The sequence below is a fragment of the Brasilonema sennae CENA114 genome (assembly GCF_006968745.1).
In the GTDB taxonomy this organism is placed as follows: Bacteria; Cyanobacteriota; Cyanobacteriia; order Cyanobacteriales; family Nostocaceae; genus Brasilonema; species Brasilonema sennae.
Genome location: NZ_CP030118.1, coordinates 7,607,936 through 7,624,264 on the forward strand (window position 1 = coordinate 7,607,936; position 16,329 = coordinate 7,624,264).

The following is a 16,329-nucleotide window of genomic DNA, read 5'->3' on the forward strand; positions in this document are numbered from 1 at the left end:
TGTAAAGTAAACGTAACTTAAACTGTTCCAACACCAGAAAACAATGCAGGTTCCTCTTTATAAAAATCGCCTTCCTACTTTAGTGGGTTTGATATTAGTGATCCAAAGCCTTGTGTGCCCATCATCCTCAGCTTCTCCACCTCCGGCTGCTCCTTTATCTCATCACCTTCTCAAACTGGCGCAATACATTGATAGCAGCGCTCAAGATTACTTAACACAAGGGTTAGAAGCCATTCAGGTGGGGAGAGTCAAAGATGCGATCGCCTTATTTCGTAAAGCCACAGAACTTGATCCCAACTTAGCCGCAGCTCACTACAACTTAGGATTAGCACTGCGACAAGCAGGACAATTACAACCTGCGGCTGATGCATTTTACAAAGCGACACAATCTGATCCCCAGTTTGCCCAGGCATATGCTGATCTCGGTGGCTCGCTTTTAGAAGGGAGTAATTGGCAGCAAGCGAACGATTATTTGCAACGAGCAATACAACTTGATCCTAAATTAGGAACGGCTCACTATAATTTAGGGTTGCTGCGCGAGCAACAACGAGATTGTGAGCAAGCGATCGCATCCTTTAAAAAAGCAATTGAACTGACCAAAAACGCACCAGAACCTGCTTATCATATGGGCATCTGTTATTTACAACAGGGGCAAACTGATAAAGCAAAAGATGCCTTTCGCAAAGCAGTTAAAAGAAATCCCAAATATTCCGAAGCTCATTACGAACTCGGTGCAATTTTGTTAAATCAAAGAAAATTAAAAGATGCATTAGAAGCTTTTAGAAAATCAGCACAAGCAAACACAAATAATGCCAATGCTTATTATAGCGCTGGGTTAGTTTTTATAGAGTTAAAGCAATATCCACAGGCAGCAGAAGTGTTGCAATATGCCAGAGATCTATACAAAGCTCAGAAGAATTTCCAGTGGGCGAAAAATGCACAAAATTTGTGGCAACAAATATCAAACGTAAATTATCCACCTCGTTAAATCAGTGAACAGTTATCAGTAAACAGTGAGCCAGCGCTGCAGGAGGGTTTCCCGACAGAGGCGACTGCATAAGCGCAAAGCGCACGCCAAGGGCGTTCGCGTAAGCGTGTCCCTTTGGGACTTACGCGTAGCGTCTCCGCAGGAGATACCCGAAGGGTTATCAGTTTTTACTGATAAGTGGGTGGAAATAAATAAACGCAATGACACACAGAACTTTTTTCCATTTACTTAGCTGTTAAAAGAAGGCTGAGTTAAGAGACAATGAAATTATGAACTGAAATGGCTGGTGTGCAATGAAGTTGTCTCGATAATCATGGACAGGTTGATGAAAAAGCGCCTCAAGAGTCAATTTTTATTTAGCGATCGCCCTTGGCGCGCCCTATGCCCCAACCAAACTCCGTTTGGTTGCCCCAAATCGGAGATTTGGGGAGAGGGGTTTTGGAAAAACCCCTCTGGGCATATACGGGCGATCGCTAGCTAGATCGGCATTGGATTGTTCGTAAGATGGAGGCTTTCCAAGACTTAATTGTGATTATTCTGTGCTCAGATAACCGAGACTACCGAACCGTATTGAGAATGTAACTTCCTTAGGGTGATCGCCGCTACAACTAATAGCGTATCCTGGCATACTCTTTTGGGAAGATGAATACCTGTTTTCGAGCGAGTAGAAGTAAATAAGAAACCCAAAGGAGGGTAAATTTATGGTTCAAACTACAGGAAACACTCAAACTCAAAATCCGATCAGCAACCTGGAATATGACTTCCTCACCGTGTTGCATAACAAAGCTGAAGCAATCAAAGCTTATGATACTTACATCAACGATGCACAGCAAGCAGGTTCTCAGCCTTGTGTAGAACTGTTCCAGAAGTTGCGGCAATCTGATATCGAGCACGCAAAGGAAATCCGCCATCACCTTCAGGAAGTTATGCAAAAAGGTAAAATGTAACGTTGTGAATAAAGTGTGATGCTCGCGAAGGGAGCGATCGAAAGTGCGTTCACCGGAGGTGGCGGCTTCCGTATCGCTCCTTCAATATCTTTGAAAATAGGGGCGATCGCTCACATCTTGCACCAAGAAAAGTTGATTGAATTTTCACACTCACCTGCGTTGCCTCAAGCCCTTATTCTTACCAAAAAAACAAGAAAAACCGTGTCACTTTCTTGCACTGCTTTTAACTAAGTCCGGGCTTATACGGTTAGGTGCAAGATCTGAGATCGCCAAAGGTGGCGGTTTCCGCACCGCTCGGTTTTGTAGCCATCAAACACCTCATGCACTAGCTATCAGCTAGATTGGTTTTGGGCTGCTTGCTGTACTTGCTCCAGCGTCAAATCCAAAGTCCTTGCTACTTGTTCGACACTCAAACCTAAAGTTAACAATCGGGGTACTGCTTCTAACTTTGCTTGCAGCTTACCTTCTTCTAAACCTTCCTCCTTACCTTCTTCCTTACCTTCCTCTTTAATGGATTGATACATCCTTGTGTTTTTGAATTCGTCATCTATGCCCAACATTGCTGCCAACTCCTCTCGGCTTAATTGAGTAAACTTGTACAACAGGATGGTTTCTATCAATTCTACAATTTGCTTCCTGGTTGCTTCATCTGCCAGTTGTTGTCTTGCGCGCAAAATTAATTCTCTACCTCGATCAACGGCTGTCTCTTGCCGCTCTATAATTAGCTGCACAACCGCAAGTTGAAGCGAGTTTTCTGCTGCTGTGCCTAATTCATCTAAATAAATCCGCTGGACTTGTGGACTCTCCAGCAACAACTGATATGGCTGTTGATCGTCTGGATCTAAACTTTGGTTGGGATAGATTACAACTGCACGCCAAAACTTAACGGATGTATTTTGACGCAGATAGAGAAAGATTTCTGCAAAAAAGCGCCTATAAAAATTTGAGTCTAGTTGAAACTGAACTTCGACAAAGTAAACTGGCTCCTTTGTGGTTTCAGTTGCTGGGACAAATACACCATCAATCCGAAAGGCAGTTTCTTTGAGTTCAACGGAAACGAATTCATAAGTATTGGGATTGATGGTTGTGTCGCCAATTATGTCAAAAAAAATGCTGGGAAAAGCTTGAAACAAACTGTAGAATATTTTGTCAGTCCGCACGTTGTTAAACTGTATTACCGAAGTTTTGACTAAAAGCGATACAAGGGAACGCAAAGTAACTGAAATTATAACAATTCTCTAAAAGCTGGCTACAGATAGAACCTCCAAAATATGTAGTTTGTTTTCATCGTTGGGGCAACTGGTAACCTCTTGCCGTAGTCTAAACTCCAGTAATAAGCGCGTTGGCATTTACTAAACCGTCCGCAGTGCTGGCTCGCTTCTGTTGCGAAACAAAAAACAAACCCCTCTTCGACGACAAATCGCAAAGAGGGGCTAAAAATAAGATACGCTTGCTTTAATAAGCGTCCTGCAACTCATAGAAGTCAGGCGACACGTAATCCTTACGTAAGGGCCAACCTACCCAATCTTCTGGCATCAAAATCCGCTTCAGATCTGGGTGTCCTTCGTAGACAATGCCATACATATCGTAGGACTCGCGTTCTTGCCAGTCTGCTGTCTTCCAAATCCAGTAAACTGAGGGAACTCTAGGATTTTCCCGTGGGAGGAACACTTTGAGGCGCACTTCCTCAGGACGGTCAGCATTATCACTGATTTTAATCAAGTTATAGACACTAACCAACTGCTGTCCTGGCCCCAAATCAATCCCAGCTTGACACTGGAGAGAATTAAACCCATAAGCATACAGTGCAGTGCAAAGTGGAAGCAGAAAATCTGCCTCAACTTTAATAATCTCTATACCGCTATGATCTGCTTGTAGAGATTCATGATCAAAGCCATTTTCAGTTAACCACACCGAAACCGCGCCTGCTTTGACTATTGACTTTTCCTCTGCTGGTGCTGCTTCGGATTCTTCTTCTGATTCTTCAGCTTCGGATTCTTCAGCTTTAGGTTTTTTAGCTTTGGATTTTTCAGCTTTCGGTTCTTCAGCTTTGGATTTTTCAGCTTTCGGTTCTTCAGCTTTAGATTCTTCAGCTTTGGATTCTTCTTTCGATTCTTCAGCCACGCTTAGTTTCCTCCTTTTGTACCTTTTGAGTCAAAAGAGCAGGTGGGACGGGTAAACCGATCGCCTCAGTCAACTCCTTCGGTGGTGCGAAGCGAGACTCAGTCCGCAAATAGTGACCAGTGTGGATTTGCTCTGCGGGTTTGAGGTTGTGAGTTGTGCTGTAGTAGCGGTGGGTTTGCTTAATTCGATCGCGTTCCTGCATCGAATCATTTGCTATCTTCTTCCGCAGCTTGATAATTGCGTCAATAATTGCTTCTGGACGTGGGGGACAACCGGGTAAGTAAACATCCACTGGAATCAATTTATCGACACCGCGTACCGCTGAAGGAGAATCTACGCTGAACATACCGCCAGTAATCGTGCAAGCACCCATAGCAATTACGTACTTGGGTTCTGGCATTTGCTCATAAAGACGCACAAGCTGAGGTGCCATCTTCATGGTAATTGTGCCTGCAGTAATAATTAAGTCAGCTTGACGAGGGCTAGAACGGGGAATCAAACCAAAGCGGTCAAAGTCAAATCGGGAACCAATCAAAGCTGCAAACTCAATAAAGCAGCAAGCGGTGCCAAACAGCATTGGCCAAAGGCTAGAGAGGCGCACCCAGTTGTAGAGGTCATCAACCGTCGTCAGAATAACGTTTTCTGACAAATCTTGGGTTACTGTAGTCCGCGAAATCGGGTTGAGAATGCGCTCTTTTTGCTGTTCTATGTTAGTATCTAAGACCATTCCAAAGCTCCTTTACGCCATGCGTACGCTAGGGCAACGACAAGAATTGCAATAAAAACCAGCGCTTCAATAAATGCCAATAGCCCAAGACGGTGGAAAGCAACCGCCCAAGGATACAAAAATACAGTCTCAACATCAAAGATGACGAAGACCAGCGCGAACATGTAGTAGCGAATGTTGAATTGAATCCAAGCTCCACCAATGGGTTCCATGCCAGATTCATATGTGGTGCGCCGTTCTGGGTTGCGACCGCTGGGTCGCAGGAGCTTGGACGCTGACAGAGCCAAGGCAGGCACTAGGCTACAGATAATTAAGAAGCCAAGAAGATACTCGTAACCGCTAAGGACAAACACAATCAGTTTCTACCGCTTTTGGTGCTAATAACTTTGACCAGAGCAGTGCTGGGAAAGGGTTTCTCGCTCTCACGGCAACTAGCTCTGGGCTTGGGTTTTCCCCTTGGGCGAACCCGAAGGGCGTTCAGTTGAGGGATGCCGTGCCTTCTTTTGAAGAAGCTGCGCTGAGTGGGCGATCGCCTTTGGCGGCTCCTAAAGGAGCATCGCTTCGCGCTCCAGATAGCGGCAGATCGCTCAAGGGGCAAGCGATAGGCATCCGATGAAGTGTAAACTTCTTTTACATTATATCTATTTGACTTTCTTGAATCTCAACAACCTGAGCTGTAGATGATTTGATTCGTTTTTGGTCAACATAGAAAAACCTAACACTTAATGTCATAATTTTTAACGTATATTTAATATTTGCTTCTCACTGAGGCCAAGAGCCATGAGCGAACAAGCTATTGAAACAACTGCGTCAGACCGCTACGAGTGCCGTTCTTGCGGTTACGTTTACGAACCCGAGAAGGGGGACGACAAGCGTGACATCGCCCCTGGGACAGGCTTTGCGGAAATATCTTCTACTTGGCGCTGTCCAGTTTGCGGTGCAAAAAAGAGTGCTTTTGCAAACATTGGTCCTGCTGGCAAAGCATCTGGCTTTGACGAAAATCTGAAATTTGGTTTGGGTGTGAATACTCTGACACCAGGCCAGAAAAATCTTCTCATTTTCGGAGCTTTGGCTGTTGGCTTTTTGTTTTTTCTCAGTCTCTATGGCTTACGATAAAACACGCTCTTTACGGGGTGGGTAATACCTGAATAACACAAAACCCATACACAAATTCACAAATTCACAAAAAAACAAACAGATAACAGATGCTTCCAATTGTGAAAAATTGCCAACGAATACTCGCTTTGTTCGTGGTCATCCTTATGTGTGTTGGTTGTAGTAATGTCGCCTCAACCACCTTCAACCCTTGGGAAGTTATTTCTATCCCAACACAAGCAAAACTACTGGATATTGCTTTTACAGATAACCCCCAGCATGGTTTTCTAGTAGGCAGCAATGCTACTCTTTTGGAAACAAAAGATGGTGGTACAACTTGGCAACCTTTAGAATTAGAATTAGATGACCAAAGGTATCGTTTTAATACGGTCAGTTTTGCAGGAAAAGAGGGATGGATAGCTGGAGAACCGGCTTTGTTATTACACACCACCGATGAAGGTCGTTCTTGGTCCCGCATTCAACTGAGTGAAAATCTACCAGGTAATCCTGTTAGTACTGTTGCTTTAGGAAAAAACACAGTTGAGATCGCGACAGATGTTGGAGCGATATACAAAACCACAGATGGCGGTAAAAACTGGAAAGCACAGGTAGAACAAGCTGTTGGTGTGGTTCGCAACATCGAACGTTCTCCTGATGGCAAATATGTGGCTGTTTCTGCAAAAGGTAACTTCTACTCAACTTGGGAACCAGGGTTAAATGCTTGGGAACCCCACAAGCGGAATAGTTCCCGACGGGTAGAAAATATGGGATTTGCCGAAAATGGTCAAGTATGGATGTTAGCACGAGGTGGTCAGGTACAGTTTACCGACCCAGCTCACCCAGAGGAATGGCAGAAAGCTCAAAATCCAGAGCTTTCTACTAGTTGGGGGTTACTAGATCTGGCTTATCGTACACCAGATGAAGTTTGGGTTAGTGGTGGTAGCGGTAATTTGCTGCGCAGTCCTGATGGTGGCAAAACTTGGGAAAAAGACCGTGACGTTGAAGAAGTTCCCGCCAATTTCTACAAAATTGTTTTTCTGAGTCCAGACAAGGGATTTGTGATTGGCGATCGCGGTGTTTTACTCAAATATAATCCTAGTATCGCAGCTGCTACCAAATCAGAGGCTGCTTAAAGCTGATTTGTGAGAAAGAAGTTACCAGGTGTAACTCTTTCTTAACTTTGTAGGATAATGATCTCAATAACAATTTTTGTGAAGGTAGGGATATAAATGTCAGGAACTACTGGAGAGCGTCCATTTTCGGACATTATTACGAGCGTTCGTTACTGGGTGATCCACAGCATCACCATTCCTGCACTGTTTATTGCGGGTTGGTTGTTTGTCAGCACTGGCTTGGCATACGATGCGTTTGGTACACCTCGCCCTAATGAATATTACCCAGGAGCACGGCAGGAATTGCCAATTGTGAATAACCGTTTTGATGCAAAACAACAAGTAGAACAGTTTAGTAACACAAAGTAGTTTGAAATCATGACTAGCGGAAATAACGTCAATCAACCAGTTACCTATCCAATTTTTACAGTCAGATGGCTAGCAGTTCACACTCTAGCTGTGCCAACTATCTTCTTTTTAGGCGCGATCGCCTCAATGCAGTTTATTCAACGTTAGGAAAAAATCATGGAAAGAAGCCCCAATCCTAATAAGCAGCCGGTTGAACTGAACCGAACTTCGCTTTACCTCGGACTGTTAATGATTTTCGTTCTTGGTATTTTGTTTTCCAGTTACTTCTTTAACTAATTGGAATGACGGCTATTGAGTCATGTTTTTTAACTTTTGTCATTAATCTTTTTAGCAAAGAAAGGAGAGAAAGCAGTGTCTGGAAGTGGCAGAATACCTCTATGGGTTGTTGCGACAATCGCAGGTTTAGGCGTCATCACCGTTGTAGGTATTTTCTTTTATGGGTCCTACGCCGGACTTGGTGCTCCAACGTGATCTTGTAAAACCCCGTCCCTGCCTCTTGTGTGTAAAATATTCAACGCAAGTAAAAGTGTCTTTATTTTTGTAAAGATTAAGTAAGGCGGGGCATATTCCTTACTATGAAACGTTGTAGAGGGAAGTTATAGAAAAATAAAATCTGCTAGAAGCTTACACTCAGCCGTCAGGCAGCATAGTAGTGTGACAAATCATTAGCACAAAAAACCCGCCTATCTTAACAAGATAGGCGGTAAATTTTTATAACAATATTTAAATCACCTCTAGTTCACGGTAAGCCCCGTCTTTCGATGAGGTTTTTCGTACAACCAGAAAACCTCAGTAGTGATTCTGGGAATCCCCCACGCAGCACAAGCTAGGGGGATGTCAAAAGAATCTTAGTAATCGAAGTCGCCGCCGCCCATACCAGCGCCAGCACCAGCAGGAGCGTTATCCTTTGGCTCAGGCTTGTCAACCACAATACATTCAGTGGTTAACACCATACCAGCAATGGATGCAGCGTTTTGCAGAGCAGAACGGGTAACTTTGGCAGGATCAACGATACCAGCTTCAAACAGATCAACGAACTCGTTCTTAGCAGCATCGTAGCCGATGTTGAAGTCTTTTTCCTTAACGCGCTCGGCGATGACAGCACCGTTCTGACCAGCGTTTTCAGCAATTCTCTTGAGAGGAGCAGCCAAGGCGCGAGCTACAATTAACGCACCAGTCAACTCTTCAGCTTTGAGGTTGCCGTTTGCCCATTCTTCGAGTGCAGGAGACAAATGAGCCAGTGTTGTACCACCACCAGGAACGATACCTTCTTCCACAGCAGCTTTGGTAGCGTTGATAGCGTCTTCTAAACGCAGCTTCTTGTCCTTCATTTCGGTTTCGGTCGCAGCGCCTACCTTAACGACGGCGACACCACCAGCTAGCTTAGCAAGACGCTCTTGTAGCTTTTCTTTGTCGTAGGAAGATTCGGTTTCTTCGATTTGACGGCGAATTTGGTCAATCCGAGCTTTAACTGCAGCTTCGTTACCTTCGGCAACAATGGTGGTGTTGTCTTTGGTGATTGTGATGCGGCGAGCCTTACCTAGAGAATCTAACTTGGTGCTATCTAGTTTCAAGCCAGCATCTTCTGTGACAACTTGACCACCGGTGAGGATACCGATGTCTTCTAGCATTGATTTGCGGCGATCGCCAAACCCAGGAGCCTTCACAGCAGCTACGTTCAGCACACCACGCAGGCGGTTAACGACCAAAGTTGCCAAAGCTTCTTTCTCGATATCTTCAGCGATAATCACCAAAGGACGACCAGCACGAGCTACTTGCTCTAATACGGGTACGAGGTCTTGCACCAGGGCGATTTTCTTATCGGTTAGCAGGATGAAAGGCTCATCGAAAACTGCTTCCATCCGCTCAGGATCGGTTGCAAAGTAGGGAGAGATGTAGCCTTTCTCAAAGCGCATCCCTTCGGTGATTTCCAATTCCGTGGTCATGGACTTTCCTTCTTCCAAGGAAATCACACCTTCTTTACCCACCTTATCCATTGCTTCGGCAATCATCTGACCGACTTCTTCGTCGTTACCAGCAGAGATTGAACCAACCTGGGCAATTGCTTTGGAATCTTCTACGGGACGAGCGTGTTCTTTGATTTTGTCTACCAAGAAGTTGGTAGCCTTATCAATACCACGTTTTAGCGAAATAGCATTTGCACCAGCTGCGACGTTGCGTAAGCCTTCTTTGACTACTGCATGAGCCAAAACGGTCGCAGTTGTGGTGCCATCACCAGCAGCATCGTTCGTCTTGGAAGCCGCTTGACGGATCAGAGCAACGCCAGTATTTTCTACGTGGTCTTCCAATTCAATTTCTTTAGCAATGGTCACACCGTCATTAATGATTTGTGGTGCGCCAAACTTTTTCTCTAGGACTACGTTACGACCTTTGGGACCGAGGGTAACAGCTACCGCTTCAGTCAAGATGTCCATGCCTTTTTCTAGGGCACGACGTGCGTTTTCGTTGTAAATGATGCGCTTTGCCATAATTGTCAAAGAATGTTTAGCAGAAAACTACAAAGAATACTATTTGTTTTTTGTCCTTTGCCAACAACTCATGACAAATGACTGATGACAAATGACTAAAAGATTATGAAACGACTGCCAGAATGTCCTTTTCAGAGAGCAGGACGTATTCGTCAGTTCCAAGTTTAATGTCGGTACCAGCGTATTTGGAGTAGAGAACTTTATCTCCAACCTTCACGTCCAACGCTTGACGAGCACCGTCATCTTTGATCTTGCCTTCACCGACGGCAACAACTTCGCCTACTTGGGGCTTTTCTTTTGCGTTGTCGGGTAAATACAGACCACCTGCGGTCTTTTCTTCAGCCGCGTTCACTTTGACGAATACGCGATCGCCTAGGGGTTTAACTGTAGAAACGCTTAAAGTTACAGCTGCCATACCAAATTCTCACCTCGTTAGCACTCTCAACTCCTGAGTGCTAATGTACCTAAAGGCGAAGTGCAATGGCAACATTTTCTTTTGTACGGGTTCCCGAACTTTGCTTGCCCAAACCCACGTAAGTACATATACTCTACTTTTCTGAGCTTTCAGGTTTTACTCCGTAAATGACGAATATGGATATATGGGCAACTTTGTTTGCAAAGCTGGGAAATTGATATAGAACAGTTATCAGGGAGCCGCCATTTGAGTAACACTACAGTGATCCAGTCCTGCCTTCAGCTACGAAAAACCACGCTTACACCAGCGAATAAAGCCCTAAGTATTTCTATAGAAGCTTTAGAACTGTCGAAAATTCCGAGGGACCTTTTAACTAGTTTTGTCCCAATAGTTTCTAACTGCTTCTGCGAACAAGCTCGTTTACCATTTTGGGAAGGCTTAAAAAAACGACTCAAACAATTAAGTCTTCACAAAAGGCAAGATGGCAATTTTAGTTGCATATTTGGAAATAAAATCAATTGCTTGCCAGTTTGCTGTTCTAGACTGATAATAAAGGATTACCCGGATGCTGTGCGGTATCGCCCAACAATCCCGGAAGCCATTGAGCGGATTATACAAGAGCACTTCTTAGGCAACAAGGTGGTAGAAGAATATGCATTGTGTTTTCCCATCCTTTGCCAAAAAGTTCCCTAGGTTGTCGTGAACAACTTATAGAAGCTTAACATCCAACAAGGATATGGCACAGTAGTAAACAGATGAAAGTGTGGGTTAATTGTAATTTGGGAGCATCTTGAGTCCAACACTTACTTGTTAACCTGAATAATTATTATTTAATCAGTGTTTTTTAACCCGCAGCTTTCAAAGCGATATATAATAACGCATTATAAATACTACTGCTCTACGTATCCTTACTGGACTTTTGCTGTTTGTAGAGAATTTCTTGAGAGTGAGACCCACTTTTAGGACTTTAGAAAGCAAACGCAAGTTAAGTAGGAAAAAGCACAACACCTCCTTAATCCACCAAAGAGGATATTGATTCAAGACCTTGATGGATCAAGCGCCATAAGTGCCACTGCTATGAAAGAACCCAGCATGAAAGATCACAAACGACTTCTACTTATTGATGATGATCCTAACCTCATCTTGCTGGTGAAGGATTACTTGGAATTCCGGGGTTATGATGTCAGCACCGCCGAAAATGGTCGAGAAGCACTGGACATTTTAGAGCAGGATATTCCAGACATGATCATTTGCGATGTGATGATGCCAGAAATGGACGGTTATACTTTTGTAGAACAAGTCCGGCAAACTGAACGCACCAGTTGGATTCCCGTTTTATTCCTTTCAGCTAAGGGACAAAGCTCAGACCGAGTAAAAGGTCTGAATAAAGGTGCTGATGTGTACATGGTCAAGCCTTTTGAGCCGGAAGAATTGGTCGCACAAGTAGAATCTTCTCTGAAGCAGACCATTCGCTGGAAAGAACACCAAGCAAAAGGAGGAGATAACGGTTCACGCATCCAAGTTCCCTTCGATGTACAGTTAACCCCAACAGAACTCAAAGTAGTGCAATTTGTGGCTAGGGGCTTAGCTAACCGCGAAATAGCTGAAGAATTAAATGTCAGCCAACGCACGGTAGAAAGCCATGTGTCCAATATGTTGGGCAAAACCAATCTCCACAATCGCACTGAACTAGCGCGGTGGGCAATTGAAAATCAAATGGCGTAAGCACAATGCTGTAGACGCCACAAAGCGGCAGATCGTACACTCAAGGGAACCCTCGGTTCGCGTAGCGTCTCCCTTGGGCGCAGCCGTGCCGGAAGGGATCAGCACACAGTTGCCTCAACGGTCAAAGGTCGCTGGTTTGGGTTGCTTCCCCCAGCAGGCTTTGGGGTATCCAGGAAAACCGGCAAGCTCAATGTTTACACAGAAAAAAAATTCCGCCTACGGAAGTTTCGTTCGTTGTAGACCCGCAACTGCTTTCCGTGAGGGTGGTAACTGGCATTTGGGTTGGGGTTTCTCCTCCCCGTTGAGTTCAACTAGTGTATCAATCTGTGCAGACGACTGCCGCGTATAGTTAAGCGACTTGTAGACGCGCAAAGAGCGCTTCCATAAGGGTAACGACTAGTTTTAGCGAGTGCTGAGTAGCTACAAGCGCCCAGCACTCGTTGCTTATTGGTAGAAACTCTACTTACCAACCTTGTTCTTCAGTAAGAAATGGGTGGGAAATTTCTAAATTCAGTTCATTAAGATACGTTAAGGCACTAGCAATCTGGAAAACTGTTCCTCGTAGCTCTAAATCAAAGCAGCCTCGTTGCGGCATATGACCATTCAGTTGGGCTGCTGCAATATTGACTGTGATGCCGCAATAAGATATCAGGCGTGAAATTACCGGTTGTTTGTGCAACTCCTTGGGAATATGAACAGTAATGTGAGTTGTAGTGCGTCGGTTGTCTCGAAAATCGATAGTAGATTTACCCTGTTGATTTGGAATGGCCATAATAGCTTTCCTTTGTAATTTTTAGATGCGGGTTTTATGTTACAACGAACTTTTCTCTGAATAAAAAAATCTTGACACTACTTTTTATTAAATGGATATCCTGTTATGGTCTTAAATTCCAGGTTCATCCTAATTGCCTACTACTCCCTCGAAATAAGGAAGTTTAATAAAATTTTACATAAGCAAATTTCAAAACGTATTAATGGTAGTTACAACTTGTTCAATCGCTGAACTCCCGCAACTTGTGACCATAGACGGCGTTTCACGCGACTTCGCTGTACGCTTAAACTTCCGTATCTATTTAGATTTGGAATTTAACTTTGAGAATAATATAATATTGAATATCATTATCACGTTATTGCTTCAATATACTTCGGCAAAAAGTTTCCAAGAGTTCTGTATTTTTTAATGGAAGTGATAAAACAGCGTAAAGTTGGTAACATTTCGTACCACTAGATATGAATTCATAAATATTTACACTTTAAAATTCAATATTTTACCTTAAATTAACCAAACGTTACTGTGTAATGAATTGAACAGTTGATATTCTTTTTAGAAGCTATAGCGGCGTAAAGAAATACATACACAAAGTTGTTGCAAAATCACGTTCCAAATCGCCAAAGACTTCACATAGTTTGCATTATGGTTTCAATAAATAAATAAATAGCTTGAAGTGTTGACTGAAAGTGAGGTTTCAGGATTTTTTATGTTGTTTTGCAATAAACATACACTGTCTAGACAACAGTACTTTTTGAGTGAATTTCTATTTATCTATCTACTAATGTTGTCATCTATTTATCTATGTAGCTTAGGCATTGCAGTGTAACAAAGGTTATCGACTGTGGTAAATTTCGCACTGCGACTAGCTCGTTACATAGCACAACTGGCATCGGCTGTTAGAGATATTTATCTTCAGAGGCTATTGCTAAACATCTGCTTGTTAATGAATCTATTTTAGTGATAAAGCTGTTGGCACATGGGTTCGTGTGAACTGTAATAAATCAAGCAACTTTTGAACTTTAACGGCTTTTTGATACTAGCAGTTATGACAAATAGCATCGGGAGATTAGCAATACTTCCCCATGAAATGGTAAGCGCAAAGCGCCTAGTATGCTGGTTTCCAAAGTTAAGTGTTAACACCTACCTTCGGTGCTTACCATCTTAACATTGCCTCAAATTTTCCTCACTCTTGGAGAAGATTCGGAACCTTTTTTAATCCGCGTTAAAGGTGGTATTTATGATTCAATTCCTCAGAGGTCATTTACGAATATTGATCTGGTTTACAGTTGGCTTGGTTTGTGTGCTTTTGTTGGCGCTAGGATTGCCGTTTATTCAGTTAGCAACGGCAACCAACCCCAATCATCAGAATTCTTCACATGCATACACCCCAAAAAACCCGAAGGGAACACCGTATTGGTCATCTGGGATAACTAGGGATTCAAACCATTTACCAGATTTGTAATGAGTTCCAGGTTTTAGTGCTTCCTATAGATTACGATTTCAATTTTTGACGATTCTAAATACATTTTCAAGGGAACCCCGATGATTTCCTGGTTTGAAAAGCGTGTACGAGCGATCGCATCGATCGCAAGCTGTTTGCTCTTTTTCACGACGTTCTTGATGCAACAGCCTGCCTTTGCTCAACAGGTCACTGGCAATGGTGTGAACGTCATTATCATGATTGGCGATGGAATGGGTTGGGAACCTGTACGTGCCGCTGCCGTTGCTAATAATGGTCCGTTTTACACCCGTGGAGAAGGTCGTGGTCTGAATTTACAGAAGCTCAAAGGCTATACTTATGCAACGACCTACGGTACGACCATCTTGGATGAGAAAACCGGCAAGTTTTCTACCGGTAACTCGGCATTGGATGGAAGCAACAATGTCACAGGTCAAAGTAATCTTCGTCCTGGGTTTTCCTTTAAGCCTCTACCGTTTAATACCGGTACCGACTTGACAGCAAGTGGATCGGGTGGCGCTACAGACCCCTCGTTAGGTAATCTTACAGGTTGGGAGGTAGAAAAAGGTGGTTCCAATCCTTGGACACCTGGGACACCACCGCCTTGTGACATTACAGTACCAGTCGGAAAATCTATAAATAATATTCCAAGTCGGTTCAACTGTCAAGCAGAATACATCAAGCTGAGTGTACCAGATTCCGCCAACACAGCCTTCACACTTTATACAGGAGTGAAGAGCTACAATAACGCGATGGTAGACATCTTTGAAAAGCCTGTGGAAACGATTCTGCAAACGGCGAGAAAGCAAGGTAAATCAACAGGTCTGTTGACCTCTGTTCCCATCAGCCACGCAACGCCTGGTTCAGCTGAAGCAGCTGTCAATCGCCGTTCCAAGTATGATGCTGACTATCCAACTTTGGATAATATTGTGCAGCAGTCTATTCGACCGGATTTTGGTGAAAACCCAGACCGACCTGACCTACAGGACATTTTCTTACCCACAGTGCTGTTGGGCGGTGGTCATCCCCTGGATCATGACAATACAGTTAATACACCAGGTCAACCCGGTTACAAAGAACCAGGTACTTGCAACTACGTCTACATCAGGGCATCCACTTATAAGGAATTGAGCGGTAAGACTTCTTTAAGTGATACACAAGCGTGCAAAGCCACTGCTGCATCGAATCCCAACAACCGCTACGGCTATCGTTTCTTAGAACGTGGTCCAAATGCGGCAAAGCTTCTCCTCAAGACTTCCAGAGAAATTGATCCTAACAAAGGTGAACGCCTGCTGGGACTCTACGGTGCCCGAGGACAGGAAGGCAACATTCCAGTAGCTGGTGCTGATGGTGATTACAGCATCACTGGTCTTGCCAACTTTGCCCGTCAGTCTTCTTTGTACTATCGTACCAACGATGCTTACAAGCGAGGCGATTTACCAGTTAATGATAGCGATCGCCCACTCCAGCCAGGTGAAACCAATGACGCTTTCATTGCGCGTGAAGTGAACGAAAATCCTACCTTAGCCGACATGACCCAAGCAGCACTAAATGTCCTAGGCAAAGACAAGGACGGTTTTTGGCTGATGGTCGAAGGCGGAGATGTCGATTGGGGAATTCATGACAACAACATCGATAACATCATTGGTACAGTGCTCGATTTCGACAAGGCTGTAGGCACTGTCATCAACTGGATTCAGCGTAACGGTGGTTGGCAAAAGAACGTCTTGATTGTTACAGCTGATCACGACCATTACCTGACTTTGTATCCTAACTTCCCTCAACTGCTGAGAACCAAGGGTGCTAAAGCGCTCACTTATGGCACCGAAACTGATTCAGCTTCCGTAGGTCATAGCTTTGGGTCAATTCCTGAGGACAAATACGGGTGGGGAAACCACACCCGTCGTCCAGTACCAGTTTATTATCAGGGCAGACCGTTCAAGCTGGACAAGTACATCGGTAAGGGATATAAAGCCTACGGATATGATGTTCCTGGCATTCCAGGTGGAGTAGATCAGGTTCACATTCACAAGGCAATGTATGAGGCAATCACGGGTGAAGAACCTCAGGATGCTTCATAGAAAGGGGTGATCGCAAATTTAACTTT

20 protein-coding genes and 1 pseudogene are annotated in these 16,329 nt (G+C 44.0%); 13 read left to right on the forward strand and 8 right to left on the reverse strand.

The window, feature by feature from the left end; translation table 11 throughout:
- The first annotated feature begins 43 nt into the window (after positions 1-43).
- The 4 genes from DP114_RS31630 (at position 44) to DP114_RS31645 (ending at position 2,166) form a co-directional block, all read left to right on the forward strand.
- Complete coding sequence (locus DP114_RS31630; RefSeq protein ID WP_171978012.1) at positions 44-988, forward strand: tetratricopeptide repeat protein; 945 nt, start codon at positions 44-46, stop codon at positions 986-988.
- A gap of 313 nt (positions 989-1,301) precedes the next feature.
- Positions 1,302-1,469, forward strand: a complete 168-nt coding sequence (locus DP114_RS31635; RefSeq protein WP_171978013.1) for a hypothetical protein — start codon at positions 1,302-1,304, stop codon at positions 1,467-1,469.
- A gap of 220 nt (positions 1,470-1,689) precedes the next feature.
- Positions 1,690-1,935 carry a hypothetical protein gene (locus tag DP114_RS31640; RefSeq protein ID WP_171978014.1) on the forward strand — a complete coding sequence of 82 codons (246 nt, stop codon included), beginning with the start codon at positions 1,690-1,692 and terminating at the stop codon, positions 1,933-1,935.
- 18 nt (positions 1,936-1,953) lie between these two features.
- Entirely contained in the window at positions 1,954-2,166 is a 213-nt protein-coding gene (locus tag DP114_RS31645; RefSeq protein ID WP_169266412.1) for a hypothetical protein, read from the forward strand.
- Between the two features lie 101 nt (positions 2,167-2,267).
- Here DP114_RS31645 and DP114_RS31650 read toward each other — a convergent pair whose 3' ends face one another.
- The 5 genes and pseudogenes from DP114_RS31650 to DP114_RS35905 form a co-directional block, all read right to left on the reverse strand.
- Entirely contained in the window at positions 2,268-3,095 is an 828-nt protein-coding gene (locus DP114_RS31650; protein WP_171978015.1) for an Rpn family recombination-promoting nuclease/putative transposase, read from the reverse strand.
- A 295-nt stretch (positions 3,096-3,390) separates the two neighbouring features.
- Positions 3,391-3,909, reverse strand: a pseudogene (locus DP114_RS31655) (NAD(P)H-quinone oxidoreductase subunit J); the annotation flags it as partial.
- A gap of 142 nt (positions 3,910-4,051) precedes the next feature.
- Positions 4,052-4,786: an NADH dehydrogenase subunit K gene (locus DP114_RS31660; protein WP_171978016.1), complete on the reverse strand. Its 735-nt coding sequence runs from the start codon at positions 4,784-4,786 to the stop codon at positions 4,052-4,054.
- Positions 4,777-5,139 (reverse strand): photosynthetic/respiratory NAD(P)H-quinone oxidoreductase subunit C, encoded by a 363-nt coding sequence (gene ndhC / locus DP114_RS31665; protein ID WP_169266416.1) that lies wholly within the window; start codon positions 5,137-5,139, stop codon positions 4,777-4,779. The genes DP114_RS31660 and ndhC overlap by 10 nt, the downstream gene beginning before the upstream one ends.
- A gap of 124 nt (positions 5,140-5,263) precedes the next feature.
- Positions 5,264-5,395 (reverse strand): hypothetical protein, encoded by a 132-nt coding sequence (locus DP114_RS35905; RefSeq protein ID WP_256379301.1) that lies wholly within the window; start codon positions 5,393-5,395, stop codon positions 5,264-5,266.
- 171 nt (positions 5,396-5,566) lie between these two features.
- Here DP114_RS35905 and DP114_RS31670 point away from each other — a divergent pair, with 171 nt between their 5' ends.
- The 6 genes from DP114_RS31670 (at position 5,567) to DP114_RS31695 (ending at position 7,833) form a co-directional block, all read left to right on the forward strand.
- Positions 5,567-5,902, forward strand: a complete 336-nt coding sequence (locus DP114_RS31670; RefSeq protein ID WP_169266417.1) for a rubredoxin — start codon at positions 5,567-5,569, stop codon at positions 5,900-5,902.
- Positions 5,903-5,991: 89 nt separating this feature from the next.
- Complete coding sequence (locus tag DP114_RS31675; RefSeq protein ID WP_171978017.1) at positions 5,992-7,014, forward strand: photosynthesis system II assembly factor Ycf48; 1,023 nt, start codon at positions 5,992-5,994, stop codon at positions 7,012-7,014.
- 96 nt (positions 7,015-7,110) lie between these two features.
- A complete protein-coding gene (gene psbE / locus DP114_RS31680; protein WP_169266419.1) occupies positions 7,111-7,362 on the forward strand; it encodes a cytochrome b559 subunit alpha in 252 nt (83 codons plus the stop codon).
- A gap of 9 nt (positions 7,363-7,371) precedes the next feature.
- Positions 7,372-7,509 (forward strand): cytochrome b559 subunit beta, encoded by a 138-nt coding sequence (gene psbF / locus DP114_RS31685; RefSeq protein ID WP_169266420.1) that lies wholly within the window; start codon positions 7,372-7,374, stop codon positions 7,507-7,509.
- Positions 7,510-7,518: 9 nt separating this feature from the next.
- On the forward strand, positions 7,519-7,638 hold the full coding sequence (locus DP114_RS31690; RefSeq protein ID WP_211178552.1) for a photosystem II reaction center protein L: 120 nt from the start codon (positions 7,519-7,521) through the stop codon (positions 7,636-7,638).
- Positions 7,639-7,713: 75 nt separating this feature from the next.
- Positions 7,714-7,833 carry a photosystem II reaction center protein J gene (locus tag DP114_RS31695; RefSeq protein ID WP_169266421.1) on the forward strand — a complete coding sequence of 40 codons (120 nt, stop codon included), beginning with the start codon at positions 7,714-7,716 and terminating at the stop codon, positions 7,831-7,833.
- 377 nt (positions 7,834-8,210) lie between these two features.
- Here the strand turns inward: DP114_RS31695 and groL are convergent, their stop codons facing one another.
- The gene (gene groL, locus DP114_RS31700) at positions 8,211-9,851 is read right to left on the reverse strand and encodes a chaperonin GroEL (RefSeq protein WP_169266422.1); all 1,641 of its coding nucleotides are present in this window, start codon (positions 9,849-9,851) and stop codon (positions 8,211-8,213) included.
- Positions 9,852-9,954: 103 nt separating this feature from the next.
- The gene (groES, locus tag DP114_RS31705; RefSeq protein ID WP_169266423.1) at positions 9,955-10,266 is read right to left on the reverse strand and encodes a co-chaperone GroES; all 312 of its coding nucleotides are present in this window, start codon (positions 10,264-10,266) and stop codon (positions 9,955-9,957) included.
- Positions 10,267-11,343: 1,077 nt separating this feature from the next.
- Between groES and DP114_RS31710 the strand changes: the two genes are divergently transcribed.
- Positions 11,344-11,991 carry a response regulator transcription factor gene (locus tag DP114_RS31710; RefSeq protein ID WP_169266442.1) on the forward strand — a complete coding sequence of 216 codons (648 nt, stop codon included), beginning with the start codon at positions 11,344-11,346 and terminating at the stop codon, positions 11,989-11,991.
- A 463-nt stretch (positions 11,992-12,454) separates the two neighbouring features.
- Here the strand turns inward: DP114_RS31710 and DP114_RS31715 are convergent, their stop codons facing one another.
- Positions 12,455-12,763, reverse strand: a complete 309-nt coding sequence (locus DP114_RS31715; RefSeq protein ID WP_169266424.1) for an NIL domain-containing protein — start codon at positions 12,761-12,763, stop codon at positions 12,455-12,457.
- 1,237 nt (positions 12,764-14,000) lie between these two features.
- Here DP114_RS31715 and DP114_RS31720 point away from each other — a divergent pair.
- Together DP114_RS31720 and DP114_RS31725 are read left to right on the forward strand one after the other, a co-directional pair.
- Positions 14,001-14,225: a hypothetical protein gene (locus DP114_RS31720; RefSeq protein ID WP_169266425.1), complete on the forward strand. Its 225-nt coding sequence runs from the start codon at positions 14,001-14,003 to the stop codon at positions 14,223-14,225.
- Between the two features lie 80 nt (positions 14,226-14,305).
- Positions 14,306-16,303 (forward strand): alkaline phosphatase, encoded by a 1,998-nt coding sequence (locus tag DP114_RS31725; RefSeq protein WP_171978018.1) that lies wholly within the window; start codon positions 14,306-14,308, stop codon positions 16,301-16,303.
- The last annotated feature ends 26 nt before the right edge of the window (positions 16,304-16,329 follow it).